This window comes from Serratia sp. FDAARGOS_506 (genome assembly GCF_003812745.1).
Taxonomy (GTDB): domain Bacteria; phylum Pseudomonadota; class Gammaproteobacteria; order Enterobacterales; family Enterobacteriaceae; genus Serratia.
The window spans coordinates 2,440,560-2,464,591 of record NZ_CP033831.1 but is presented as its reverse complement, the minus strand read 5'-3'; the positions used below and the strand labels follow the sequence as shown (position 1 = coordinate 2,464,591).

Genomic DNA, 24,032 nt, shown 5'->3' with positions numbered 1-24,032 from the left:
AGAAACGAACAATGCCACGTTAAGTGCAACTCCCCCTCCTCTCTGGCCGCAAAACCCGGGGATGAGCCGGGGGGCGGAGACCGAGAAATAACGCTAACACGATGTAAAAAAAGGTAAATAGGCACAAATCCTGCACGTTAACCCTTAGGCTAACGCGTTTTAAGTTTACAGGATATTTTTTGCGCATTTTTTAAGGAGCGGTAATGCAACAACAGATAACGCGCTGGCTGGAACAGTTTGGTTTGGAATTCGGCGGAGTGATGTCGCTGTTGATGGTATTGGGGTTGATTGTCCTGATCTCGGTCGCGATCCACCTGGTGCTGCACCGGGTGGTGCTGGCCGCCCTTCAGCGCCGTGGCCAGCAATCGCAGCGCGTCTGGCAACAGGCCATCACCCAATACAAACTGTTCCAGCGCGTGGCGCTGCTGCTGCAAGGGGTGATCATCAGCATCCAGGCGACGCTGTGGTTGCAAAGCGGCAGCCAGACCCAGGCGGTGATCGTCACCGCCGCGCAGGTGTGGATCCTCGCCTTCACCCTGCTGTCGCTGTTCTCGCTGCTGGATACGCTGCTGGCGCTGCTGCGCCAAAGCCCGATCTCCAATCAGCTGCCGCTGCGCGGCATTTTCCAGGGCCTGAAACTGGTGGCGGCGATCCTGATCGGCATCATGATCGTTTCGTTGCTGATGGGCAAATCGCCGCTGCTGCTGCTCAGCGGCCTGGGCGCCATGACCGCGGTCTTGATGTTGGTGTTCAAGGATCCGATCCTCGGGTTGGTGGCCGGCATTCAGCTCTCCGCCAACGACATGCTGAAGATCGGCGACTGGCTGGAAATGCCGAAATACGGCGCCGACGGTGCGGTCACCGACATCGGCCTGACCACGGTCAAAGTGCGTAACTGGGACAACACCGTCACCACCATTCCCACCTACGCGCTGATCTCCGACTCGTTCAAAAACTGGCGTTCGATGTCGGAATCCGGCGGGCGCCGCATCAAGCGCAGCCTGAATATCGACACCGGCAGCGTGCACTTCCTGTCGGAAGAGGAACAGCGCCGCCTGCAGCGCAACCCGTTGCTGCACAGCTACCTGGACGTCAAGACCCAGGAGCTGAGCCAACATAACCAGGAGATCGCCGTCGATCTGGCCTCGCCGCTCAACGGCCGCCGCCTGACCAACCTCGGCACGCTGCGCGCCTATCTGGAAGCCTATCTGCGCGCTCACCCGCGCATTCATCAGAACATGACGCTGATGGTGCGCCAACTGGCGCCGACGCCGGAAGGCCTGCCGCTGGAAATCTACGCCTTCACCAACACCACGGTTTGGGCGGAGTATGAAAGCATTCAGGCGGATATTTTCGACCATATTCTGGCGGTGATCGACGAGTTCGGCCTGCGCGTGCATCAAACGCCAACCGGCAATGACCTGCGCGGCATGCTGCTACAAAACGCGAACGCTTCCTGACGTCGGCTGACGTAACTGTGTCTGCTGGTAATGATGTTCTTTCAATTGCCAGCAGATATCTCCATCCCCTTCTTTTCCCCGGCGAAAACGGCGTTAATGCGCCATCACCTTCACCACCGAGAGGGAAAGCCCTTGCTGAAACGGTTACGTCATCGGCTGTTTACCCTGATGGCCACCCTGCTGTTTATCGGCTGCCTGCACAGCGCTTCGCTGGACGAAAGCCGCATGCCCCGCAATCTGCAACCTTCGCTGAGCGCCCTCAGCAGCAATATGCAGGACATTCGCGAAGTGCTGGCGCGCTGCGCCGGCGAGGAAGAGGAGGAACGCCTTAACGGCGGCGACATGCGTATCGAAGCGCGCGCCGCCGGGGAGGATGAAGTGGAAGACAAACGCTTGTCATAGTAGGTTAAAAAACGCCCCATTTTGTTGCGCAACACGCAACACCTGGCTATGATGCGTATAGCGCAACACTTATGGAGCCGTCAGGATGATAAGAAGCTTCAAGCATAAGGGACTCAAAAAGTTTTTCGAAACCGGTTCAACGGCGGGTATCGACGCCAAGCAGGCGAAGAAAATCGCGCTACGGCTGAGCGTGCTGGATCTGGCGAAAGTGATTGATGACGTAGATCTGCCTGGCTTCTTCTTGCACCCGCTAACGGGCGCTCGCAGCGGGCAATGGTCCGTCACCGTAACCGGCAACTGGCGTATCACGTTTGAACTGGTCGAGGGTGATGTTTATATCGTGAATTATGAGGACTATCACTAATGAACCGCATGCATAATCCCCCTCATCCTGGCGAGTTGATCAAAGAAACCATGGAAACGCTGAATCTCAGCGCGCGCGCGCTGGCTAAAGCGCTGGACGTCGCGCCCTCCACGGTTCAACGCCTGATCAGCGGAAAGTCCGATATCTCGCCGGAAATGGCCATCCGCCTGTCCATCGTGATAGGCAGTTCCGAACAGGTTTGGATGGGCATGCAGGATGCTTACGATCTGTGGCAGGCCAGGCAGTCCATCGACGTTTCGAAACTGCGCAAGCTGGACTTCGCTTGACGCCAGCCCCTAAAAAAACACCGGCCTTAGCCGGTGTTTTTCCATTTAGTCTTGCTGCGTCGCCAGCGGCACGCGTTTTTTCTGATGGTTGACCTTGAACCAGTATCCCGCCAGCAGCAATACCACCCAGACCAGGCCGGCGTACAGCGAAACACGCGTGGTCGGGAAGTAGCCGATAAGGCCGATGATGAACACCAGGAACACGATCGCCACCACCGAGGTGAACACCCCACCGCGCAGCGGGAACGCCAGCTGCTTCACCTGCTCTTTACTCAGGCTGCGGCGGAAGGCGATTTGTGAGAACAGGATCATGATCCACACCCATACGGTGGCGAAGGTCGCCAGGGAGGCGATCACCAGGAATACGCTTTCCGGCATGATGTAGTTGAGGTATACCGCCAGCAGCAGCGCCAGCATCATCACCACCACCGTCACCCAGGGAATGCCGCGTTTCGACACCTTGCTGAACATCTTCGGCGCGTGGCCCTGCTCGGCCATACCGTGCAGCATGCGGCCGACGCCGAAGACGTCGCTGTTGATCGCCGACAGCGAAGCGGTGATCACCACGAAGTTGAGAATGCCCGCCGCCACGGTGATACCCATATGCTGGAAGGTCAGCACGAACGGGCTGCCGTTGGTGCCCACCTGGTTCCACGGGTAGATAGACATGATGACGAACAGCGTGCCGACGTAGAACACCAGAATGCGCCATGGCACCGAGTTGATGGCCTTCGGAATCGATTTTTTCGGATCTTTGGCTTCGCCGGCGGTGATGCCGATGATTTCAATGCCGCCGTAAGCGAACATCACCAGCTGCAGCGACAGGATCATGCCGATAACGCCGTTGCTGAAGAAGCCGCCGTTCGACCACAGGTTATGAATGCCGGTCGGTTGCCCGCCGTTGCCGATACCCCAAATGATGATGCCGATGCCGGCCGCGATCATGATGATGATGGTGGCAACTTTGAAGAACGAGAACCAGAACTCCAGCTCGCCGAACACCTTGACGCTCATCAGGTTGATGGCGCCGATGATCAGCACTACGCTCAACACCCAGATCCAGTGTGGCACTTCCGGGAACCAGACCCCCATATAGATGCCGAAGGCGGTCACGTCAGCGATGGCGACGATCAGGATTTCAAAGCAGTAGGTCCAGCCGGTGATGTAACCCGCCATCGGGCCGAGGTAGTCCTGCGCGTAGCGGGAAAACGAGCTGGCCTGCGGGTTGTTGACCGACATCTCCCCCAGTGCGCGCATGATGATAAAGGCCACGATGCCGCCGATCAGGTAAGCCAGCAGCACGCTCGGGCCGGCCATTTTGATGGCGTCCGCCGAGCCGTAGAACAACCCGGTGCCGATGGCCGATCCCAGCGCCATAAAGCGGATATGACGCGTGCTGAGGCCGCGTTTCAGCTTATTGTCGGGGGCAGTGGTGGGTGACTGTTGTTGCATGAAGATGACCCATAGTTTTAAACGTAAAAAAGCCACGGACATGTCCGTGGCCCTAGATTAAGCCGGGGGATTATCAGTGCGCGGTCACTTGGGAACGCGTGCACACCCGATCATAAATCGCGACCAGCACCAGCATCAGCAGCGAAGGCGGCAACCATGCCAACCCCTGCTCCGCCAGCGGCAGGTGAGTAGTCCAGGCCGGCAGCAGCTGCTGGAAGCTGGACGCTTTCACCGCGTCAAGGATACCAAACAACAGGCTGACAAGCATCACCGGCGCGATGATGCGCGGCGCGCTGTGCCACCAACGCAGGGTGAAGCTCAGCACCACCAGCACGATGCACGGCGGGTAAATCGCGGTCAGCACCGGAATGGAGATCTGGATCAGGTGGCTCAGACCGAGGTTGGACACCACCATCGAGAACAGGCCCAGAATAAATACCAGCGTCTTGTACGAGAACGGCAGGTATTGCGCGAAGAACTCGGCACAGGCGCAGGTCAAGCCCACCGCAGTCACCATACAGGCGATGAAGATCAGCGCCGCCAGGAAGAAGCTGCCCAGGCCACCGAAGGTGTTCTGAACATAAGCATGCAGGATCACCGCGCCATTGGTGGCGTCAGGCACCAACGCGCCGCTGCCGGAACCCAGCTTGAACAGGCTCAGGTAAACCAGCGTCAGACCCACGCCGGCAATCAAACCGGCCAGAATGGTGTAACGGGTCAACAAACCGGCGTCTTTCACGCCGCGCGAGCGCGCCGCGTTGACGATAACGATGCCGAATACCAGCGCGCCCAGCGTATCCATAGTCAGATAGCCGTTAACGAAGCCGGAGGAGAAAGGCACGCTCTGGTAGGCCGTCGTCGCCGGAATCGGTGCGCCGGCAGGCCACAACAGCGCGGCGATACCCAAGACGGCCAGCGCGACGATCTTCAGCGGTGCCAGCACATGGCCGACGGTGTCGAGCAGGCGGCCCGGATACAGGGAGATGCCGATCACCAGCGCGAAGTACACCAGGCTGTAGATGAACAACGGCATGGCGCCGTCGCCGGTCAGCGGGGCGATGCCCACTTCAAAGGACACGGTGGCGGTGCGCGGCGTGGCGAACAGCGGGCCGACAGCCAGGTAGCAGACGGTCGCCAGCAGCAGGCCCGCGCCGCGGCCGATCGGCGAACTGAGGGCATCGATGCCGCCGCCGACGCGCGCCAGCGCGATGACGGTAATCACCGGCAGACCGACGGCAGTGATCAGGAAGCCCAGCGCCGCGGTCCAGACGTGTTCACCGGACTGCAAGCCGACCATCGGCGGGAAGATGATGTTCCCGGCCCCAACAAATAAGGCAAAGGTCATAAAGCCCAGTGCCAGGATATCTTTTGACGTTAAACGATGACTCATACGATGTCGTGTTGCCTGTTCAAATGAAAAAATTGTCCGATAGCGTGGTGGCGTGACGCCCCACCCGGTTGCCGGCATGCCCGATCATCGCAGCGCCAAAATAAGCACCGTAAACGCAATCGATCCGGCGTTTATGTCCCTATTCGAAAGTGGCCGCTCATGAGATGGGCAAAATTTTAGGAGTTATAAAAATGGAGGTTTAATCCGACAACGAAGGCTAAGGTAAACGTTTATAGCGCTTCAAGGCAAGACGCACGGCGAAAAGCAGAGCTATCGACCATATAAACTTTATCCACCAGTCGATCATATTGGCTATCAATAAATATACACTACATGATTTGTATCATTTTTGAACAATGAATTCACGAAACGTGAAGCATATATCACTTTACCGCGCGAAAACGCCAATAAATGCCCTATTTTCGCGTGGCATAAGCTCCGATCCGCCGCTAAAAAAGGCGAAAATTACGCCGCTTTTTGTCGTTTATTGCATCAGGGCCGGTGCGAGCGGCGGCAACCCAAGAGCCTGGCGAGTCTTTTGCAGGGCGCCCGGCGGCAGCGGCAGATAGCCGTCGTGATTGACCAGGCTCTGCCCTGCGGTCGACAGCACGCGATCGAGGAACGCGGCAGTCAGTGGTTCGAGCGGTTGATTAGGCGCTTTGTTGATGTAGATATAGAGGTAGCGCGACAGCGGGTAGCGATCGTTACGCACGTTGTCGGCGGTAGGTGCCACATAATCCTCCCCCGATTCCGCCAACGGCAGCAGCCGCACGCCGCTGGCGCGAAAGCCGATGCTGGCATAGCCGATGCCGTTGAGCGAACCGGCCACCGCCTGCACCACCGAAGCTGAACCGGGCAACTCATTGACGCGCGGCATAAAGTCGCCGCCGCACAGCGCGCGCAGTTTGAAATAGCCGTAAGTGCCGGAAGCCGAGTTGCGGCCGAAGCGCTGCAGCGAACGCGTCGCCCAGTCGCCGCTAAGCCCCAGCTCGCCCCAGCGCGTCAGCGGCTGGCTTTCACCGCAGCGCCGGGTGGCGGAAAAAATGCGATCGAGCTGCTGCAGATTGAGGCCGCGCAGCGGGTTATCCTGATGCACCAATACCACCAGCGCATCCACCGCCACCGGCACCGCCAGCGGCGCATAGCCATAGCGGTGTTCGAACGCCGAAACCTCGGCCGCTTTCATCGGCCGACTCATCGGGCCCAACTGCGCGGCGCCCGCCGCCAATGCGGTCGGCGCGGTAGAGGAGCCGGCGGCCTGGATCTGCAGGTTAACGTTGGGGTAATGCTGGCTGAAATCCTGCGCCCACAGCGCCATCAGATTCGCCAGGGTGTCGGAACCGACGCTGGACAGGTTGCCCGCCAACATGCCGTCGGGTTGCGCCAGCGCGCCGCGTCCGGCCAGCAGCGCCAGGCAAAGCAACAGCCCTCGGGTTATTCGGGTCATACCGGTGTCTCGCGTTAATTTTTCACCGCATTCTCTGATAAAGCGGCGGGAACAATCAACCGGTTGGGTAAGGTAAAGATAAAGCGGGTGCCGATCCCCGGCTCGCTAAGGATCTCCAACCGCGCGTCGTGATGGCTGAGCGCGTGTTTAACGATCGCCAGCCCCAGCCCGCTGCCGCCGGTCTGGCGCGAACGGGCCTTGTCGACGCGGTAAAAACGCTCGGTCAGGCGCGGAAGGTGTTCGGCGGCGATGCCCGGCCCGTTATCGCTGACCTGGAACTGCGCGCCATGCGCCGTCTGCTGCCAGCTCACTTCGATATGAGTGCCCTTCGGCGTGTGGTTGACCGCGTTGTACACCAGGTTAGACACCGCGCTGCGCAACTGGTCTTCATTGCCGAACACGTTGAGTTGTTCGTTCACCCGGAAGGTGATCTCGTGATTACCGCCACTCAGCGATTGCGCCTCGCGCTGCAACACCCGCAGCATCAGCGGGATATCCACCCGCTCGTTCATGTCGACATTGGGCGCCGCCTCGATGCGCGACAGCGTCAGCAGCTGCTTGACCAGCCCGTCCATCCGGCGGGTCTGCTCTTGCATGGTGCTAAGCGCCTTGCTGCGCAGCGAACCGTCCTGCTCTTCGTCGCCCATCATCTCCAGGTAGCCTTGCAGCACCGTCAGCGGCGTGCGCAGTTCATGGCTGACGTTGGCGAAGAAGTTGCGCCGCGCGCCCTCCAGCTGGCGCATCTGGGTGACGTCACGCGCCACCATCAGCAGCTGCCCTTCGGAATAAGGCATCACGCGGAATTCGACGTAGTGTTCGTTGTTCAGCTGCAGCGTCAGCGGGCGCGAGAACTCCTGCTGTTGCAGATAATGGCTGAATTCCGGATAACGCAGCAGGTTGAGGATGTGCTGGCCGTTGTCTTCCGGCCAGCGGAAGCCGAGCAGATGCTGCGCCAGCCCGTTGCACCAGAAAATGTTGCCTTCGACGGTGGTCATCACCACCGCGTCAGGCAGCGATTCGGCCCCGCTGCGAAAGCGCTTGATCAGCAGCGCCAGCTCGCGCCGGCGGCGGCGATTGCGCTGCTGCATCTGATACAGGCCATAGAACAGGGGCTCCCAGCTCCAGCGGCCGGGCGGCGGCGTCATGCTGCGGTCGATCCACAGCCAATGGGAGAGCTTGAGCTGGTTGTAGAAATTCCACACCAGCGCCGCCAGCGCGGAGGCCAGCAGGAACCAGGGCAAATAACCGAAAATCAGCCCCAGCAGTAAGGCGGGCAGACAAAAAAGAGCCAGCTCCAGAGCCAGCCTCTTCCACGACAGACGTTCTAACACGGCATATTCTCCAGCGCGGCGCGATCAGTAGCGCGTTGAGAACCGGTAGCCGGTGCCCCGAACGGTTTGAACCATTTTATCATGCCCACTGGTTTCTAACGCCTTGCGGAGCCGACGGATATGCACGTCAACGGTACGGTCTTCCACATAAACGTTAGTGCCCCAGACGTGATTAAGCAACTGCTCACGGCTATAAACCCGCTCCGGGTGGGTCATAAAGAAGTGCAGCAGCTTGAACTCGGTCGGCCCCATATCCAACGCCTGATCGTTAGCCATCACGCGGTGGGAGGACGGATCCAGGCTCAGCCCTTGCATTTCAATCACTTCTTCCACCGCCATCGGTGAAATACGGCGCATGACCGCCTTGATGCGCGCCACCAGCTCCTTGGGCGAGAACGGCTTGGTGATGTAATCATCCGCCCCCACTTCCAGGCCGCGCACGCGGTCTTCCTCTTCGCCGCGCGCGGTCAGCATCATGACCGGAATATCGCGGGTCAGCGCTTCGCGCTTCATATGTTTGATAAACTGAATGCCGGAACCGCCGGGCAACATCCAGTCGAGCAACACCAAATCAGGGAACGGCTCAGACAGGCGCGTCACGGCGCTGTCATAATCCTCGGCTTCCAACGGTTGGTAACCATTCTGTTCCAACACAAAGCACACCATCTCACGGATCGGCGCTTCGTCTTCCACCACCAGTATGCGTCTTGCCATCGTCAATCCTGCCAATGTGTTAGCGACTTTGCGGGCGCCATTATGCGTCAGTTTTGTGACACTTTTATGAAAAAAAGCGGCTGTTATAGGCAGTAAGCATAGCGATTATTTCCCGGCGCAAAGAAAAATCATTCCGTAGTCGTCGCCATTGCGCCGGGACAGCCGCCGCCGCGGCCTTTATAATCATCGCCATTACCTTTGCATCCGGGAGTGTCATGCGCCTGATCCACACCTCTGACTGGCATCTTGGCCAGTACTTTTTCACCAAAAGCCGCGCCGCCGAGCACCAGGCTTTTCTGAACTGGCTGATCGAACAGATCGAGCAGCAGCAGGTGGATGCGCTGATCGTCGCCGGGGATCTGTTCGATACCGGCTCGCCGCCCAGCTACGCCCGCGAGCTGTACAACCGCTTCGTGGTGGAACTGCAGCGCACCGGCTGCCAACTGGTGGTTTTGGGCGGCAACCACGACTCGGTAGCGACGCTGAACGAATCGCGGGAACTGCTCTCTTGCCTGAACACCACGGTGATCGCGAGTGCGCAGGGCGCCCTCGAGCAACAGATTGTGGTGCTTAACCAACGCGACGGCCAGCCGGGTGCCGTGCTGTGCGCCATTCCGTTTCTGCGGCCACGCGATCTGCTCACCAGCCGCGCCGGCGAATCCGGCGCGCAGAAACAGCAGGCGCTGCAGGAAGCCATCGCCGAACATTACCAAGCGCTGTATCAGGCGGCCTGCGAGCGCCGCGATCGGCTGGGCCAGCCGCTGCCGATCGTCGCCACCGGCCACCTGACCACCGTCGGCGTCACCACCTCCGACTCGGTGCGCGACATCTATATCGGCACCCTTGACGCCTTCCCGGCACAGGCTTTCCCTCCCGCCGACTATATAGCGCTGGGTCACATTCACCGCGCGCAGAACGTCGCCAAGTCGGAACATATACGCTATAGCGGCTCACCGATTCCACTCAGCTTCGATGAGCTGGGCAAAGCCAAAAGCGTCTTCCTGGTCGATTTCGCCGACGGCGCTCTTCAGCAGGTAAAAGCGCTAACGATCCCGCAGTTCCAGCCCATGCAGCTGATTAAAGGCGATCTGGCTGAGATCGAACGACAGCTGCAGCAATTTGCCGACTATGCCGGCGAGCTGCCGGTGTGGCTGGATATCGAAGTGGCGACGCAGGACTACCTCAGCGATATTCAGCGCCGCATCCAACTGATGGCGGATGAGCTGCCGGTGGAAGTCGTGCTGCTGCGGCGCAGCAAAGAGCAACGCCGCCAGGCGATCGCGCAGCAGGACAAGGAAACGCTGAACGAGCTGAGCGTCAACGAGGTGTTCGAACGGCGCCTGGCGCAGGAGGCCGACATGCCCGAAGCGCGCCAACGGCGGATGCATCAACTGTTCCGTCAGGTGGTCGATGCGGTGCAGCACAATCCTGAGGAGACCCAACCATGAAGATCCTCAGCCTGCGGTTAAAAAACCTCAACTCGCTGCAGGGCGAGTGGAAAATTGACTTCACCGCCGAGCCGTTCGCCAGCAACGGCCTGTTCGCCATTACCGGCCCGACCGGCGCGGGCAAAACCACCCTGCTGGACGCCATTTGCCTGGCGCTGTATCACCAGACGCCGCGCCTCAACGTCACGCCGAGCCAGAATGAACTGATGACCCGTCACACCGCCGAATCGCTGGCGGAGGTCGAATTCGAGGTCAAGGGCGTCGGCTATCGCGCCTTCTGGAGCCAGCGCCGCGCCAAAAACGCGCCGGACGGCAATCTGCAGGCGCCGAAGGTCGAACTGGCGCGCCGCGAGGACGGCAAGATCCTGGCGGACAAAGTGCGCGACAAGCTGGAGATCACCGCCGCCATTACCGGGCTGGACTTCGGCCGCTTCACCAAATCGATGATGCTGTCTCAGGGGCAGTTCGCCGCGTTTCTCAACGCCGATGCCAACGATCGCGCCGAGCTGTTGGAAGAGCTGACCGGCACCGAAATCTACGGGCGGCTGTCCGAACAGGTGTTCGAATCCCACAAGCAGGCCAAAACCGACCTGGATGCGTTGCACCAGCGCGCCAGCGGCATCGAGCTGCTGAACGATGAACAGCGCCACTCCCTGACTGAACGGCTGACGGCGCTGAGCGCGCAGGAAATCGCCCTCGGCGAACAAACCCAGCGGCAGCAACAGGCGCTGAGCTGGTTGCAACAATGGCAACGCCTCCAGCAACAGCAAAACGAGGGGCAACGGCGGCTGGAAACCACCCATCGCGAGCAGGCCGAGGCCGCCCCGCAGCTGCAGCGGCTGGCGCTGAGCGAACCGGCCGAGAAATTACGGCCGCTGCGCGGCGAACGCGATCGCTGCCGCGCCGAGCTGCAGACGATACAACAGCAGGCAGCCCAGCTGACGCAGCAACAGGAGCGGCACTCGGCGCAGCTGGCGCCGCTGCAGCAGGCGGTGGAAAAGGCCCGTCTGGCGCAGCAAGCTCATGCCGAGCATATGCGGCAGCAGCAACAGCTGATCGATGACCAGGTCGCCCCGCTCGACCATCAGATCGCCCAACTGCAGTCGACGCAGACCGAACGGCGACAGGCCGGCGATGCCGCCGCGCAGCAGTGCGCCCAGCAGCAAACTGCGCTGGAGCAGCTCACCGCTCAGCGCAGCCAGCTGACGGCTCAGGCCGGGCAGTATCAGCAACAGTTGAATGCGCTGAGTGAAGCGCTGACCGTTCAACAGCAACAGCAGCAGGCGCTGGAGGCGCAAACGCCGCTGGCCCCGCTGCGCCAGCGCCTGAGCACCCTGGCGGATCTGCGCCCAACGCGTCAGCAGCTGTTCACGCTCGCTTCCCTGTACCGGCAGACCCGTGACCGTCTTGCCCGGCAACAGGCGGAGCACGCCGAGCGGCAAACACAGCTCGCCGGACTGCAACAACAGCTGGAGAGCGCGCGTCAGCAATTCAAGCAGCACAAGGCGCAGCTACAGGAAGTGGAGCGGATCCACGAGCTGGAAAAACGCATCGTCAGCCTGGAAGCGGAGCGCGCCCTGCTGCAGAGCGGTGCCCCCTGCCCGCTGTGTGGCTCCCCCAACCACCCGGCGGTGGAGCAATATCAGGCGGTGCAGCCTTCGGCGACGGAACAGCGCTTGGTTGAGATGCGCACCCTCGCCGAGAAACTGCAAACCCAGGGCACCGAGCTGCGCACCCGCTGTGAAGGCCTGCAAGAGCAGCAGCAACGCCAGCAGCAGGCTATCGCGCAGGATGAGCAGCAGCTGGCTGCCCAACAGCAGCAATGGCAGCAGCTCAGCGCGCCGCTGGCGTTCGACTTTACCCTGGCGGAGGGCGAGCAACTCAGCGCCTGGCTGAGCGGCTGCGACGACGAAGAGCGGCGCGGGCAGCACGCGCTGCAGCAGCATGAACAGGCGGCGCAGGCGGTACAACAGGCAAAAGACGCGCTCGCCGCTCTGCAAACGCAGCAGCAGCAGGCGCAGCAACAGCTGGCGCTGCTCGAAGAGCGCTTTATGCTGTTGCAGAAAACTCATGCCGCCAGCCTGCAACAGCAGCAAGACCTGCTTCAACGCTGGCAGGAAGGCGAGAAGACCCTCGCCGAGCGGCGCGCGCAGCGGCTGGCGCTGTTCGGCGAACAGCGAGTCGCCGAGGTGCGCGAACAGCTGCGCGCCAAACAAATCGCCTGTGAACAGGCCAGCTTGCAGGCCGCCGAGCAGTGGCAAAAGGCGCAGGAACTGCGCGAGCGCCTGGCCGGCCAGCAGGCCGGGTTGCAACAACAGCACACCCAAATGCAGGAACGGCTGCAGCAGGCGGAGCAGCAATGGCTGCAGGCGCTGGCCGACAGCGAATTCGCCGATGAAACCACCTTCGCCGCCGCGCTGCTGGACGACGCCCTGCGCCGCGAATTGCAGCAGCGTAAAGAGCAGCTGCAACAGCGGCAGGTAGAGGCTGCGGCCCTGCTGGCTCAGGCGACGCAAACGCTGGAGCAGCATCGGCAGAACCGCCCGGAAGGGACGGATGAGGCCAACGCGGATCTCGACGCGCTCACCCAATCGCTGGCCGAACTGGCACAGCAGTTGAAGGCGCTGCAGCTGAGCCAGGGCGAGCTGCGCAACCAGCTGGAAAGCGACGCCGCCCGCCGTCTCAATCAACAGGCGCTGTTCGAGCAAATCGCCCGCAGCCAGCAAGACTACGACGACTGGAGCTACCTCAACCAGCTGATCGGCTCGAAAGAAGGCGACAAGTTCCGCCGCTTCGCGCAGGGGCTGACGCTCGATCATCTGGTTTATCTGGCCAACCTTCAGCTCGGCCGGCTGCACGGGCGCTACCTGCTGCAGCGCAAAACCAGCGACGCGCTGGAGCTGCAGGTGGTGGACACCTGGCAGGCCGACGCGCTGCGCGATACCCGTACCCTGTCCGGCGGCGAAAGCTTCCTGGTCAGCCTGGCGCTAGCGCTGGCGTTGTCCGATCTGGTCAGCCACAAAACCAGCATCGACTCGCTGTTCCTCGACGAAGGCTTTGGCACGCTGGACGCCGAAACCCTCGATACCGCGCTGGACGCGCTGGACAGCCTGAATGCTTCCGGTAAAACCATTGGCGTGATCAGCCACGTCGAGGCGATGAAAGAGCGCATTCCGGTGCAGATCAAAGTGAAAAAGGTCAACGGGCTCGGCGTCAGCCGGCTGGAGGCGCACTTCAGGCTGGAATGATCCCGCCGTGCGCGGCACAGAAGTGTGACCGCGGCGGCACTCCGCGGTGAAAAGCGTTGAGCCGCGGCGAGCACGGGTTATTATGCAGGCATAACAGGATTGTTACTGTATCCCCTCCGCCGCTCAGGCCGCAGGACAGAAACATAAAATACAGGCAAAACCTGACGCCCGGGATCGCTTCCGGGCGTCAGGTTTTTTCGTTTTCAGGATGCTGAAACACCGGGAAAAACCATGAGAATCGCTAAAATACTCAATAATAACGTGGTGATTACGCTGGATGACCGTCAGGAAGAGACGGTGGTAATGGGAAAAGGAATCGGCTTTAAAAAGAAGCCCGGCGACACGCTGGACGAAAGCCTGATCGAAAAGGTGTTCACCCATAACGGCGGCGAAATCGCCGAGCGCTATAAAGAACTGCTCTCCGAGATCCCGCTGGCCTGCGTCACCACCGCCGACAGGATTATTACCCTTGCCCGAGAACGCCTGCCGGGTAAATTGCATAACATCGTCTACATCACGCTGACCGACCACATCCACTTCGCCCTGCAGCGACACGCCGAAGGGCTGGATATCAAAAATGCGTTGCTGTGGGAGATTAAAAAGCTCTACCCGGCCGAGTTCGCCGTCGGCCTGGAGGCGCTGGCTCTGATCGCCCAGCGGCTGGATACCGCGCTGCCGGAAGACGAGGCCGGATTTATCGCCCTGCACCTGGTCAACGCCCAGCTTAACGACGAGATGCACAACACGCTGCACATCACCCGCGTGATGCAAGAGATCCTCAATCTGGTCAAATACCACTTCCGCTTTGATTACAACGAGGAAGCCCTGAGCTACCACCGTTTCGTCACCCATTTGAAATTCTTTGCCCAGCGCCTGCTGGGGAAAAACTACGTCGACAGCGACGACGACTCGCTGTATCAGGTAGTGAAAGAGAAGTACCGAGAGTCATTCGCCTGCGCCGGCAAGATCAACCGCCACATCGAAAAGCACTATCAGCATCAGCTCACCACGGAGGAGATGATGTTCCTGACCATTCATATCGAACGGGTACGCAGCGAAAGCGAGGAAAAACCGGCTTAACGGCGGGTGTCCGCCAGCTGGCTCAGATTGGATTTGGCTTCGTGCATATTGGCCCGAATTGCCATACGCGCCCTCCTTAGCTAAAGCATAAAGCGCCGTCCAGTTTTGTACAGGGAGTCGTTTAAAGCGCGAGCAGGCTCGCGCTTTGTTGCAACGCTTAGCGCTGCTGTTGCGGCCACAGCCAGGCCGCACCGCGTACGCCGCTGGAGTCGCCGTGCACCGCCTTGCGGATCGGCGTTTCACACTCGCCGCCGAACACCCAGCCTTTCACCAACGGCGGCACATTGCGGTACAAGCGATCCACGTTGCTCATGCCGCCGCCGAGCACCACCACGTCCGGATCCAGAATGTTGATCACGTGCGCCAACGCTTTCGCCAGTCGCATTTCGTAGCGCACGATCGCCTGCTCCGCCAGCGCATCGCCCCGCTCGCTCAGCGCCATAATCTCGTGCCCTTGCAGCGCGTTGCCGCTCAGGCGCGCATAGTCGGTGGCGAAACCGGTGCCGGAAATAAAGGTTTCGATACAGCCCGGTTTGCCGCAGTAGCACGGCACTTCGCGGGCGTAGCGCAGCTCATCGTCATCCTGCCACGGCAGCGGGTTGTGGCCCCATTCGCCGGCGATGCCATTGCCGCCGGAATGCGCCTGGCCGTTCAGCGCCACGCCGGCGCCGCAGCCGGTGCCGATAATGACCGCAAACACGGTTTTCGCGCCGGCGCCTGCGCCGTCGGTGGCTTCCGACACCGCCAGGCAGTTGGCGTCGTTAGCGATACGCACCTCGCGCGCCAGCAGCGCCGACAGATCCTTGTCCAGCGGTTGGCCGTTGAGCCATACCGAGTTAGCGTTTTTCACCCGCCCGGTAAACGGCGACAGCGTGCCGGGAATGCCGATCCCGACCGATCCCTGTTCGCCGGTATGATCTTCCGCCAGTTTCACCAGCCCGGCGATCGCCGCCAGGGTTTGCCCATAGTCATGGCGCGGCGTGGCGATGCGATGGCGAAACAGCTCTCGCCCGTCGTCCGCCAACGCAATCACTTCAATTTTTGTCCCACCCAAATCGATGCCAATGCGCACGTTTTTTTCTCCTCGATGCAGCGCAGCGTTGCCACAGCCTAATGTAAGCGCGCGGATGAATCACCTGTTTCCCTCTCCCCGGCCAGGCCTTTTCCGCTGCGTACGGCGACGCAATTCGGAGAGAATGGGGCGATTTTTCAGCGTCAATTCGTTATCATGCCGCCCTGCTTTTGACGAATCAGCGTGCCGAACGCACGCCCAGCCAGGGATAACATTATGCTGTGGTTTAAGAATTTGATGGTTTACCGTTTGAGCCGCGAAGTGGCGTTAAACGCGGATGAAATGGAAAAACAACTCAGCGCGTTCGCCTTCACGCCGTGCGGCAGCCAGGACATGGCGAAGACCGGCTGGGTCTCCCCGATGGGCTCGCACAGCGATGCGCTGACGCACGCGGTCAACGGCCAGATCGTCATCTGCGCGCGCAAGGAAGAGAAAATCCTGCCGTCACCGGTCATCAAGCAAGAGCTGCAGGCCAAGATTGAGCGCCTGGAGGCGGAACAACATCGTAAACTGAAGAAGACCGAGAAAGACGCGCTGAAGGACGAAGTGCTGCACAGCCTGCTGCCGCGCGCGTTCAGCCGCTTCAACCAGACCTTCATGTGGATCGACACCGTCAACGATCTGATCATGGTCGATGCCGCCAGCGCCAAACGCGCCGAAGATACGCTGGCGCTGCTGCGCAAGAGCCTCGGCTCGCTGCCGGTGGTGCCGCTGACCATGGAAAGCCCGATCGAACTGACGCTGACCGAATGGGTGCGTTCCGGCGAGATGCCGGCCGGCTTCGCCATTCAGGATGAAGCGGAGCTGAAAGCGATTCTGGAAGAAGGCGGCGTGATCCGCTGCAAGAAACAGAACCTGATCAGCGACGAAATCGCGGTGCATATCGAAGCCGGCAAACTGGTGACCAAGCTGGCGGTGGATTGGCAGGAACGCATTCAGCTGATGCTGTCGGACGACGGCTCGCTCAAGCGCCTGAAGTTCGCCGACACGCTGCGCGAGCAGAACGACGACATCGATCGCGATGACTTCGCCCAGCGCTTTGACGCCGACTTTATCCTGATGACCAGCGAGCTGGCGGCGTTGATCAAAAACACCATCGAAGCGCTCGGCGGCGAAGCCCAGCGTTAATCCCGCCTCAGAAATGACCAGGGCCCAGCATCCGCTGAGCCCTGCGTTCCCCTGACGAACAAAGTTTATTTGCTCAGGTAGCGGCACAGATAGGCGGTCGCGTCGGCCACCTGCAGGTTGAACTCGCTGTGCCCCGGCACGAAGAACTTCTCGCCCGGCGTAAACACCTGCCAGTCCGGCGCCCCCGGCAGCAGCACTTTCAGCGCGCCGGTGATCACCGTCATTTCTTCCGGCTGCGCGGTGGAGAAGGTATATTCGCCCTCTTCCATCACGCCCACGCTGGTAAGACCGATGCTGCTACTGTCAAAACCGATAGACTTCACTTTTCCGGCAAAATACTCATTCACTTTCAGCATAGACTGGCACCCGCGTAATCATCTTGATGGAAAATCCATATTGGGGGATTGCGGTTGATCTGTCACTGGTTTTTCGCGCGAAATGCGATCGCGGCGCAGTGAAAAACGCTGCCGGGCTTCTCACCGGTAGTCAGTGCTGCTGTAGCCCAAGGAGATGCACGGGTGCAAAGCGCCTGAGGCCGCGTCGAGAGCTTACTTATCGCTATTTGAATCAGTCGATTAACTCTGCAGCCAGCTTGGCGACCAGTACGTTGGACAGCAGCACCGGCACCGACAGACGCGCCTGCAAAAAAGCGCGATGGCGCTGGTGATAACCGATGCAATCGAGCACCACCACCTCCGCCCCCTGCCGCAGCAGCGCGCAAGCCGCCTGCTCCAGCGCGGCATCATCAGCCAGATAGGGGCTGGCGACAGCATAGCTCGGCGGCGTCGCCAGTTGCCGCCATTTACGCGCCTGCTGCCCAACCTGTTCCGCCATCGGCACCACGATGCCAACGCGGTGTTCACCGACGATCGCGGAGATCAACGGTGGGATAATGCGATCCGGCTCCAGCAACAGCGCCCGTTCCGTCTGCAATCGCTCGAACTCGCCGGTGCACAGCAGCAGGATCACCTGGCACCCCGCCGCCTCCAGCTCGCGGATCTTCTGCTGCAGTCCGCTTTCGACGCGAGCGGCACAGAGCGTCACCTGTGTACCGTCCAACAGGCGCGACACCAGCAGCTTATCGCCCTGTTGCGGCGCATAACGCTCGGCGATCTGCCCGGCATCCAGGCCATCCAGCAAACCGACGTGCCTCACCCGCTCCGCCGGCAGATAAGCAGACAGTAGCGGCATGATATCGCTGCGCGGCGCCTGACCGAGGGTCAGCGTGGCGAATGAGACCGTCATGGGTCTATCTCCTTTTTTGCAGGTGGCTCAGACTGCCGTACAGCGCCAACAGCCGGTCGTATTCGGCGGCATCGTAGAACCGGCAGGTGCCGCGGCCGAATTCTTTGGCGACTTCCACCGCGAATTTAACCGCCAGCGCAATGTCCGTTTCGTGGCTGGCGCCGGTCCCGCAGCCCGGCACCACCGATTCGCTGCAAATCGCCACGCCGACCACCGGCGCCGCAGTAGCGGTCGAGGGCTGCAGGATGCTGTTGAGGTGATGTACACCGTTGCCATAAGGGGTGATATCCTGCGTGGTGATTGGGAAGGTCACCGCCGGGCGGCCGCTGGTCATCTCCATGATGCGCAGCAGATCTTCCGCCACCCGCAGGATGTAGCCCTCTTTCACCGTCGGCGACAGCGCATAGCCTTTGTGGTTGATGATGCGGTTGCCTTTGGTGGTATCGATCGACAGGATGGCGTCAACCTCCGGTACCACTTCATTATCGTTCATCGTCACGTCATCGATCGGCGAATCCATAAAATCGACCGGGTCATGCGGCCGGGTGGGCGCGTTCGGGCAAATATGGGTGGTGACGATCACATCGCCCGGCAGCGTGTCGCCCTTACGCTGCATCTCCGCCAACTTCAGCGCGGCGGCAATGGCGGCGATCGCGCCATCGCCGTCGGACACCAGCCCGATACGCGTCGGCCGTGCGCCGATGCCGCCCAGGCGGCCGATAATGCCCAGCGTCGGCGCCGTACCGCCGCCGAACTTACCTGCGCTACCGGGGATCTCGATGCGCACGAAATCGGTGCCACCCTTCGGCCCGTCGGCGCGCAAGGTGCTGGCCCGGATCGCCGGGTAAGGCGCAAACAGATCGACGACGTCCTGGCCGCTGACGAATGCGCTATCAATCAATTCAAAAACCTGCAGCGTTTGTTGCAAACTCATGGTCGTTTTACCTCACCAATGTCATCGGCATGGGCTATTTGCCCTTGCTGGAAAAAATCGAGCTGAAGAAGTTGTAGAGCGCGTCGCCGGCGATAAACCCGGCCGCCATGATCTCCATCGGTGTGCGGCCGCGATCGCCCCAACGGCGCAGGATCGCCACACGCAGCGCGATGCCGACCAGCACCGCCCACCCGGCCAAGGCGTTGTTGATCAGTAAGCCGGTTGCCAGCAGTACGCCGAGCTGGCGCTTAGGACCGCCGATCAGCTGCACCACAGCGCCGGGGATCGCCCAGATCAAGAGGCTCCAGGCGATGCCCGGCTGCGCACCGGCCTCGATGGTCTTCGCGTAAACGCGCGCGACCGGCGGGATCAGGTCCTGTAGGAAATAGCTGTGATAAGAGAGGTAAACCACCGGAATGGCGATGAGAAAGGCGATCAGCGCCGCAAACAGCTGAATGCGGCGCCCCAGCAGTTCCTGCCGCAGATCTTGGCCGTAACCGCGCAGGATGAAGCCGGCTTTCAAATCAAAGCCCATGTCGGCGAAGGCCGGCCCGGTGGCGGCGGTAAAACCGGTCAGGATGCACAACGCCAGCGGTGGGAAACCGATCAGGATACCGACGATCAGAGTGATCAATGCCACCGCGAATGCCGGAAACCAGCCTGAGTGCATGGCGGCAATACCGACGATCAATTCATGAACGAAAGCAGCGAACGCCGCGTAAATCACGAACAGCGCCAACATCGGCAGCGACATCTCGCTAAACAGCCCGCCGACCAGAGCCAAAAACGCGGCGATGGCGATGTAGCCGACTGCGCCCAGGCCGAGCGCTTTGCTTACCGCACTGTCCGGCTGGGTATAACCGGCGCTATCGGCGCGGCGGCTGCGGATCACCTGGGCAACCTGGATCAGCGCCACCAGGCCGGCGCCGACCATCACGCCGTGCGGAATAAAATGGGCGTTGATATCCAAACCGGCCACCGGCTCGGCATAGGCCCGCAGCAATAGCCCGACGCCGAACATGCTCAGCGCCCAGATATTGCCGATAAAGGCGGTGCCGAAGGCCGCCATAGGGATCTTGAGCATTGAGCCGGCGATGCCCACCACGACGCCTACCACCAGGAGCCAGGCCTGCTTGCCGCCGCGATCGCCGGCTTTAATCGCCTCCGCGGCGGCGACGCCCGGCGGCCAGGCATTGGCGGCGGGGAACACTTTGGTATCGAACAGGCGATAAAGCAGATAGGCGTCGAGCAGCATCGCCGCCGCCACGCCGCAGAACATCGGCAAAATAAGCTGCGGTTGCCCCATCACATAAGGCACCGCAATCGGCATCAGCAGACAGTTGGCCGCGCCGAAGGTGGCGGAGGAGATCACCGTTTGCGCCAGGTTCTGGGTATGCACCGAGCGGTAGCGTTGGAACATCTGTAGCGGAATGCGTGCCAGCAGCATGGCGATCAGCGCACCGATGATCGAAGTGTTGGGCGTCACGCCCAGCGTGGTGATCAGCTGAACGCCGATGATCGCCCCCACCACCGAAAGCAACGCCATGACCAACAGCGTGCCGGCCTCTTTTAGCGGATTATTTGATTTCATTCTTGGTTTCCCTGAATATTTCCTGCCGCATGCCGGAAATAACGCCAGGCGATAGCTCGCCGCGGCAGTTCCATTATTTGGAACTGCCGGCGTCATAACGTGTTTATTTTCTTATTTACCCTATCTACTTCTCACCAATAAAATACGGTGAAATATAATTAATGAGCTCCCTGGTGTCGGCGCTCGTTAATTATGATGAAACGCGATAGCTCAGGCGCGTTATTTGATCTGTTGCCAATAATCATCGCCATATTTTTCCGCCAGTTGGCGGCTGACTGCGGTTAATTCGGCCAGGACTTCCGGCACAAACGGCTGCTCTTCTCCCTGCGAAGGGAAGGACAGGCACAGCCCTACCGTCTCGCTGCCGTGCTTGTTCACCAGCGCGGTCGCCAGCGAACTGATACTGTTTAAGGTTTCATTGCGCGCCAGCGACCATCCCTGACGCCTCACCTGCTGCAACTTCTGCAACAGCGCATCCAACGTTTGCGGCGCATTGGGCGAAGACGCCCGGTAACCGCCGGCGTAACGCGCCCGAACCTGCTCGTCGCTTTCACGCGCCAGTATCGCCCGCCCGACCGAAGTTTCCGCCGCCGGCGAACGGTAACCCGCCGGGGTGACCACCTGCAAAAAGTGGCGGCCGGGGAACATGCGCATTACCATGATCTCCTGCCCTTCCAATATCGAAAGGTAGCCGGTACACGCCGTCTGGCGGCACAGCTGCGCCATACTGGCCGCCAGGCTGTCCACCAACGGCATCGACAGGTAGTGGCTGGATGCCGCCAGCAACAGCGCGCCGATGCGATAACGCCGGCTATCGGGATCGCGCTCCAGCATGCCCTGGTTTTCCATGGCCTGCAGCAGGCGAGATACCGTGCTTTTCGGCAGCGCCAATTGGCCCACCACGTCACTGAATGCAATACCCGGTTGGCCATGCATCACGCGTTGTTGAGAAAAGAGTTTTAATACCGCAGCGGCATTTTCCAGCGTTGTCATGATTCGCCTTGTTCCACTATATGGAACTCAGTTCCTGTTTTATAATTAAAAACTAAAACCCGAACTGCGCAGCGTCAAGCTGTTTATTTTTTGTCAGCTGCAAAATAAAAGGCATTCGTGCTTTTTAAATGAAAATAATGCGCAGAACGCCAACTTCGCCACGTCGATTAAAATAACGATACGCTTTGAAAATAATGAATGGCAGGACAAGCTGCTAAATCAGCGCAGAAAGGGAATGAGGGGCGTCGATCCAAGCCATAAACAGGAAACCGGCCTGGCGCCGGTTTCCGCTGGGCTGCAGGTCAGAGCTCTAACGCCTCGTCCTCATAGCGGTGCTTGGCGTCGAGCGCTTCCTGCTCGGTTTCATGTTCACTGAGCAGCGTATTCGGCTCAATGTCGTCGGTGCGCACTTCAAAACGGCGCAGATGCAGGTTCGGGTCGCCCCGAAACACCTCTACGACGCGGGCGCTCCGTGGATAAGCAGGTTGATCATTTTCGCGCATGCCGTTCTCCCGTGTGTTTCACACAGTAGCAAGTATAGCAGCCGCCCTCATTCCGGCACGCGCGAGCCGAGATCGCGGTCGCCGGGGGCGCCCGCCAACAGCTCGGTCAGTTCGTCGCAGGCGCAAATGCGACCTTCACGTACGGTAAAGTGCGCCAACACTCGCACGCGGCTGCTGGAGCCGTCGCGCTTTTCCAGCTCGACCAGATGGTGGGTCAACACCGCCTCGCCCTGCTCCGCTGCCGCGATCACGCTCAGCGTCATGCGGCGAGTTTGCCGCTTCAGCAGCGCCATGTGTTGTTCAAACTGCTCGAAGTTCAGCACCTTGCCATCCACCTGCTGGCGGTAGTCTGCGCTGAAACGGGCGGCGAGCTGCATCGGCCGGTGCTCCGGGCTGGCGACCACCTGCCGCAGCGTATCGAGTACCAGATCCAGTGGGGTAAGTTGAGTCATCACGTTTCTCCGAAATAGGGTGAACGGCGATCCTATCCCGGTCAGGCGATGGCATAATAACCACATCAAGACTTTTAATAACGTTAAACGGCCAACATGACGCAGATCCGCAGCCAACGCCTTCAACATGAAAAAAAGCACCTGACGCCCTGGCACCGGCACGAAGGCGGCCAGATCTATCTCTTGACGCGCGGCATGCTGGCAATGGAACTCCCAGGCCGGCAATGGGCGATCACCGGCGGTACGCTGGGCTGGCTGCCGCCGGGATGCGCCCATCAGGCGCTGGCCTGCGGCGACGTGGCGGGCTGGAGTCTGTATCTGCCGGTGGAAAGCGTGCCGGAGATGCCGCCGCAGCCGCAGCTGTTCACGGCCTCTGCGCTGTTGCAGGCCCTGGTAGAGCGCATCGCGCAGTTCCCCGTCGGCCCGCTGAGTGCGCCGCAACGGCGGCTGCTGCAGGTGCTGCTGGACGAAATGCACACGGCAAGCCGCGCGCCGTTGCAATTGCCGCTGCCGCAGGACGACCGGTTGCTGAACATCGCCCGGGCGCTGCTGAACGATCCCGCCGGCCCGCGCAGCCAGCGCGACTGGGCCGCCTGGGCCGGGCTCAGCCCGCGCACCCTGAGCCGCCGCTTTCTGCAGGAAACCGGCATCAGCTTCGCGCTGTGGCGCCAGCAGGCGCGGGTGTTACGTTCACTGGAGGGATTATCACGCGGCGAAACGGTCGGCGAGGTGGCCGATGCCTGTGGCTACGACAACGTCAGCGCCTATATCGCCGCCTTTCGCCGCCGCTTCGGCGTCACCCCCGGGGCTTACTTTGCGCCGGCTCGGCAAACGGAATAGGAGAACGGGCGCCCAGCGCCCGAAGAGCAGAAAGGGTTATTTCACCGTCTCACGCGGCAACACCGCGAGAATTTGTTCCACCACACGCTGCGGATCGGCAGCGCCATCCATCACGTAATGCGCAGCGTCCTGATACAGCGCTTCGCGTGCCGCCAGCACCTCTAGCATCTCCTCGGCGATCGGCCTGCCGGTGAGCGTCGGGCGCTGCGCATCTTCCGGGTACTCTTCCAACCGCTGCGCCAACACGCTGGCCGGCGCACGCAGGTAGATAACGGTGCCATGCTGACGCATAAACTGACGGTTCTCCTCCGCCAGGATCGCGCCGCCGCCAGTGGCAACTATAGTTGACGGCTTGGTCACGGTTTGCAACGCGATGGTCTCACGGCGGCGGAACCCCAGCCAGCCCTCGCGTTCGACCATTTCCGCCACGCTCATCTGCGCCGCCTGCTGCATAAACAGATCGGTATCGACGAACTGATAGCCCAACGCCAGCGCCAGTGCGCTGCCTACCGTGGTCTTGCCGGCTCCGCGAGCGCCTATCATGAACAGGGTTTGTGTCATTACGGGTTGTCCCTTATGCGGTGACTTGAGTGCATTGCATACCAAAATACCGAGCGGGTGCGATGGCGTGGTGGTGGCATCATACCCTGA

Annotated in this window: 23 protein-coding genes; 9 read left to right on the top strand and 14 right to left on the bottom strand. The window is 60.7% G+C overall.

Annotated elements, in window-relative coordinates:
- The first annotated feature begins 203 nt into the window (after window positions 1-203).
- From EGY12_RS11950 to EGY12_RS11935, 4 genes are all read left to right on the top strand, one after another.
- Window positions 204-1,460: a mechanosensitive ion channel family protein gene (locus EGY12_RS11950; protein ID WP_123893789.1), complete on the top strand. Its 1,257-nt coding sequence runs from the start codon at window positions 204-206 to the stop codon at window positions 1,458-1,460.
- A gap of 132 nt (window positions 1,461-1,592) precedes the next feature.
- A complete protein-coding gene (locus tag EGY12_RS11945; RefSeq protein ID WP_123893788.1) occupies window positions 1,593-1,862 on the top strand; it encodes a hypothetical protein in 270 nt (89 codons plus the stop codon).
- Between the two features lie 85 nt (window positions 1,863-1,947).
- Entirely contained in the window at window positions 1,948-2,226 is a 279-nt protein-coding gene (locus tag EGY12_RS11940; protein ID WP_019454217.1) for a type II toxin-antitoxin system RelE/ParE family toxin, read from the top strand.
- Entirely contained in the window at window positions 2,226-2,513 is a 288-nt protein-coding gene (locus tag EGY12_RS11935) for a HigA family addiction module antitoxin (protein ID WP_025160069.1), read from the top strand. Before EGY12_RS11940 ends, EGY12_RS11935 begins: the two co-directional genes overlap by 1 nt.
- 45 nt (window positions 2,514-2,558) lie before the next feature.
- On the opposite strand, the gene proY is transcribed toward EGY12_RS11935, so the two are convergent.
- The 5 genes from proY to phoB form a co-directional block, all read right to left on the bottom strand.
- Window positions 2,559-3,965 carry a proline-specific permease ProY gene (proY, locus tag EGY12_RS11930; RefSeq protein ID WP_028128209.1) on the bottom strand — a complete coding sequence of 469 codons (1,407 nt, stop codon included), beginning with the start codon at window positions 3,963-3,965 and terminating at the stop codon, window positions 2,559-2,561.
- Window positions 3,966-4,038: 73 nt separating this feature from the next.
- Window positions 4,039-5,355 (bottom strand): branched-chain amino acid transport system II carrier protein, encoded by a 1,317-nt coding sequence (gene brnQ / locus EGY12_RS11925; protein ID WP_015376824.1) that lies wholly within the window; start codon window positions 5,353-5,355, stop codon window positions 4,039-4,041.
- Window positions 5,356-5,839: 484 nt separating this feature from the next.
- A complete protein-coding gene (locus EGY12_RS11920; protein WP_123893787.1) occupies window positions 5,840-6,802 on the bottom strand; it encodes a PstS family phosphate ABC transporter substrate-binding protein in 963 nt (320 codons plus the stop codon).
- Window positions 6,803-6,816: 14 nt separating this feature from the next.
- Entirely contained in the window at window positions 6,817-8,133 is a 1,317-nt protein-coding gene (gene phoR, locus EGY12_RS11915; RefSeq protein WP_004940434.1) for a phosphate regulon sensor histidine kinase PhoR, read from the bottom strand.
- 24 nt (window positions 8,134-8,157) lie between these two features.
- Window positions 8,158-8,847 carry a phosphate response regulator transcription factor PhoB gene (gene phoB / locus EGY12_RS11910; protein WP_004940438.1) on the bottom strand — a complete coding sequence of 230 codons (690 nt, stop codon included), beginning with the start codon at window positions 8,845-8,847 and terminating at the stop codon, window positions 8,158-8,160.
- 215 nt (window positions 8,848-9,062) lie between these two features.
- Here phoB and sbcD point away from each other — a divergent pair, with 215 nt between their 5' ends.
- From sbcD to licT, 3 genes are all read left to right on the top strand, one after another.
- Window positions 9,063-10,295, top strand: a complete 1,233-nt coding sequence (gene sbcD / locus EGY12_RS11905; protein ID WP_123893786.1) for an exonuclease subunit SbcD — start codon at window positions 9,063-9,065, stop codon at window positions 10,293-10,295.
- Window positions 10,292-13,543: an exonuclease subunit SbcC gene (gene sbcC, locus EGY12_RS11900; protein ID WP_123893785.1), complete on the top strand. Its 3,252-nt coding sequence runs from the start codon at window positions 10,292-10,294 to the stop codon at window positions 13,541-13,543. The genes sbcD and sbcC overlap by 4 nt, the downstream gene beginning before the upstream one ends.
- 231 nt (window positions 13,544-13,774) lie before the next feature.
- The gene (gene licT, locus EGY12_RS11895) at window positions 13,775-14,623 is read left to right on the top strand and encodes a BglG family transcription antiterminator LicT (protein ID WP_123893784.1); all 849 of its coding nucleotides are present in this window, start codon (window positions 13,775-13,777) and stop codon (window positions 14,621-14,623) included.
- Between the two features lie 157 nt (window positions 14,624-14,780).
- Here licT and mak read toward each other — a convergent pair whose 3' ends face one another.
- Window positions 14,781-15,695 carry a fructokinase gene (mak, locus tag EGY12_RS11890; RefSeq protein WP_123893783.1) on the bottom strand — a complete coding sequence of 305 codons (915 nt, stop codon included), beginning with the start codon at window positions 15,693-15,695 and terminating at the stop codon, window positions 14,781-14,783.
- A gap of 216 nt (window positions 15,696-15,911) precedes the next feature.
- Here mak and rdgC point away from each other — a divergent pair, with 216 nt between their 5' ends.
- Window positions 15,912-16,823: a recombination-associated protein RdgC gene (rdgC, locus tag EGY12_RS11885; protein WP_004940461.1), complete on the top strand. Its 912-nt coding sequence runs from the start codon at window positions 15,912-15,914 to the stop codon at window positions 16,821-16,823.
- 65 nt (window positions 16,824-16,888) lie between these two features.
- Here rdgC and ppnP read toward each other — a convergent pair whose 3' ends face one another.
- The 7 genes from ppnP to EGY12_RS11850 all read right to left on the bottom strand — a co-directional run bounded on the left by ppnP (window position 16,889) and on the right by EGY12_RS11850 (window position 22,541).
- Entirely contained in the window at window positions 16,889-17,179 is a 291-nt protein-coding gene (gene ppnP, locus EGY12_RS11880; RefSeq protein ID WP_004940463.1) for a pyrimidine/purine nucleoside phosphorylase, read from the bottom strand.
- Between the two features lie 211 nt (window positions 17,180-17,390).
- Complete coding sequence (locus tag EGY12_RS11875; RefSeq protein ID WP_123893782.1) at window positions 17,391-18,068, bottom strand: AroM family protein; 678 nt, start codon at window positions 18,066-18,068, stop codon at window positions 17,391-17,393.
- Between the two features lie 4 nt (window positions 18,069-18,072).
- Entirely contained in the window at window positions 18,073-19,002 is a 930-nt protein-coding gene (locus tag EGY12_RS11870; protein ID WP_123893781.1) for a DUF1177 domain-containing protein, read from the bottom strand.
- Window positions 19,003-19,036: 34 nt separating this feature from the next.
- Window positions 19,037-20,593 (bottom strand): OPT/YSL family transporter, encoded by a 1,557-nt coding sequence (locus EGY12_RS11865; protein ID WP_123893780.1) that lies wholly within the window; start codon window positions 20,591-20,593, stop codon window positions 19,037-19,039.
- A 219-nt stretch (window positions 20,594-20,812) separates the two neighbouring features.
- Window positions 20,813-21,586 carry an IclR family transcriptional regulator gene (locus EGY12_RS11860; RefSeq protein WP_123893778.1) on the bottom strand — a complete coding sequence of 258 codons (774 nt, stop codon included), beginning with the start codon at window positions 21,584-21,586 and terminating at the stop codon, window positions 20,813-20,815.
- A 302-nt stretch (window positions 21,587-21,888) separates the two neighbouring features.
- Window positions 21,889-22,089: a YaiA family protein gene (locus tag EGY12_RS11855; protein WP_004940491.1), complete on the bottom strand. Its 201-nt coding sequence runs from the start codon at window positions 22,087-22,089 to the stop codon at window positions 21,889-21,891.
- Between the two features lie 47 nt (window positions 22,090-22,136).
- Window positions 22,137-22,541, bottom strand: a complete 405-nt coding sequence (locus EGY12_RS11850; protein ID WP_123893776.1) for a nuclear transport factor 2 family protein — start codon at window positions 22,539-22,541, stop codon at window positions 22,137-22,139.
- Window positions 22,542-22,637: 96 nt separating this feature from the next.
- Between EGY12_RS11850 and EGY12_RS11845 the strand changes: the two genes are divergently transcribed.
- Entirely contained in the window at window positions 22,638-23,381 is a 744-nt protein-coding gene (locus tag EGY12_RS11845; protein WP_123893774.1) for an AraC family transcriptional regulator, read from the top strand.
- A 36-nt stretch (window positions 23,382-23,417) separates the two neighbouring features.
- Here EGY12_RS11845 and aroL read toward each other — a convergent pair whose 3' ends face one another.
- On the bottom strand, window positions 23,418-23,942 hold the full coding sequence (gene aroL / locus EGY12_RS11840) for a shikimate kinase AroL (protein ID WP_033642032.1): 525 nt from the start codon (window positions 23,940-23,942) through the stop codon (window positions 23,418-23,420).
- Window positions 23,943-24,032 lie beyond the last annotated feature (90 nt).

Coding starts and splice junctions, on each gene's coding strand:
- sbcC (WP_123893785.1), top strand. CDS start 10,292: ATGAAGATCCTCAGCCTGCGGTTAAAAAACCTCAACTCGCTGCAGGGC.
- phoB (WP_004940438.1), bottom strand. CDS start 8,847: ATGGCAAGACGCATACTGGTGGTGGAAGACGAAGCGCCGATCCGTGAG.
- EGY12_RS11860 (WP_123893778.1), bottom strand. CDS start 21,586: ATGACAACGCTGGAAAATGCCGCTGCGGTATTAAAACTCTTTTCTCAA.
- EGY12_RS11875 (WP_123893782.1), bottom strand. CDS start 18,068: ATGACGGTCTCATTCGCCACGCTGACCCTCGGTCAGGCGCCGCGCAGC.
- EGY12_RS11920 (WP_123893787.1), bottom strand. CDS start 6,802: ATGACCCGAATAACCCGAGGGCTGTTGCTTTGCCTGGCGCTGCTGGCC.
- EGY12_RS11855 (WP_004940491.1), bottom strand. CDS start 22,089: ATGCGCGAAAATGATCAACCTGCTTATCCACGGAGCGCCCGCGTCGTA.
- EGY12_RS11935 (WP_025160069.1), top strand. CDS start 2,226: ATGAACCGCATGCATAATCCCCCTCATCCTGGCGAGTTGATCAAAGAA.
- sbcD (WP_123893786.1), top strand. CDS start 9,063: ATGCGCCTGATCCACACCTCTGACTGGCATCTTGGCCAGTACTTTTTC.
- EGY12_RS11870 (WP_123893781.1), bottom strand. CDS start 19,002: ATGAGTTTGCAACAAACGCTGCAGGTTTTTGAATTGATTGATAGCGCA.
- licT (WP_123893784.1), top strand. CDS start 13,775: ATGAGAATCGCTAAAATACTCAATAATAACGTGGTGATTACGCTGGAT.
- brnQ (WP_015376824.1), bottom strand. CDS start 5,355: ATGAGTCATCGTTTAACGTCAAAAGATATCCTGGCACTGGGCTTTATG.
- EGY12_RS11950 (WP_123893789.1), top strand. CDS start 204: ATGCAACAACAGATAACGCGCTGGCTGGAACAGTTTGGTTTGGAATTC.
- EGY12_RS11845 (WP_123893774.1), top strand. CDS start 22,638: ATGACGCAGATCCGCAGCCAACGCCTTCAACATGAAAAAAAGCACCTG.
- aroL (WP_033642032.1), bottom strand. CDS start 23,942: ATGACACAAACCCTGTTCATGATAGGCGCTCGCGGAGCCGGCAAGACC.
- ppnP (WP_004940463.1), bottom strand. CDS start 17,179: ATGCTGAAAGTGAATGAGTATTTTGCCGGAAAAGTGAAGTCTATCGGT.
- rdgC (WP_004940461.1), top strand. CDS start 15,912: ATGCTGTGGTTTAAGAATTTGATGGTTTACCGTTTGAGCCGCGAAGTG.
- EGY12_RS11865 (WP_123893780.1), bottom strand. CDS start 20,593: ATGAAATCAAATAATCCGCTAAAAGAGGCCGGCACGCTGTTGGTCATG.
- EGY12_RS11940 (WP_019454217.1), top strand. CDS start 1,948: ATGATAAGAAGCTTCAAGCATAAGGGACTCAAAAAGTTTTTCGAAACC.
- EGY12_RS11850 (WP_123893776.1), bottom strand. CDS start 22,541: ATGACTCAACTTACCCCACTGGATCTGGTACTCGATACGCTGCGGCAG.
- proY (WP_028128209.1), bottom strand. CDS start 3,965: ATGCAACAACAGTCACCCACCACTGCCCCCGACAATAAGCTGAAACGC.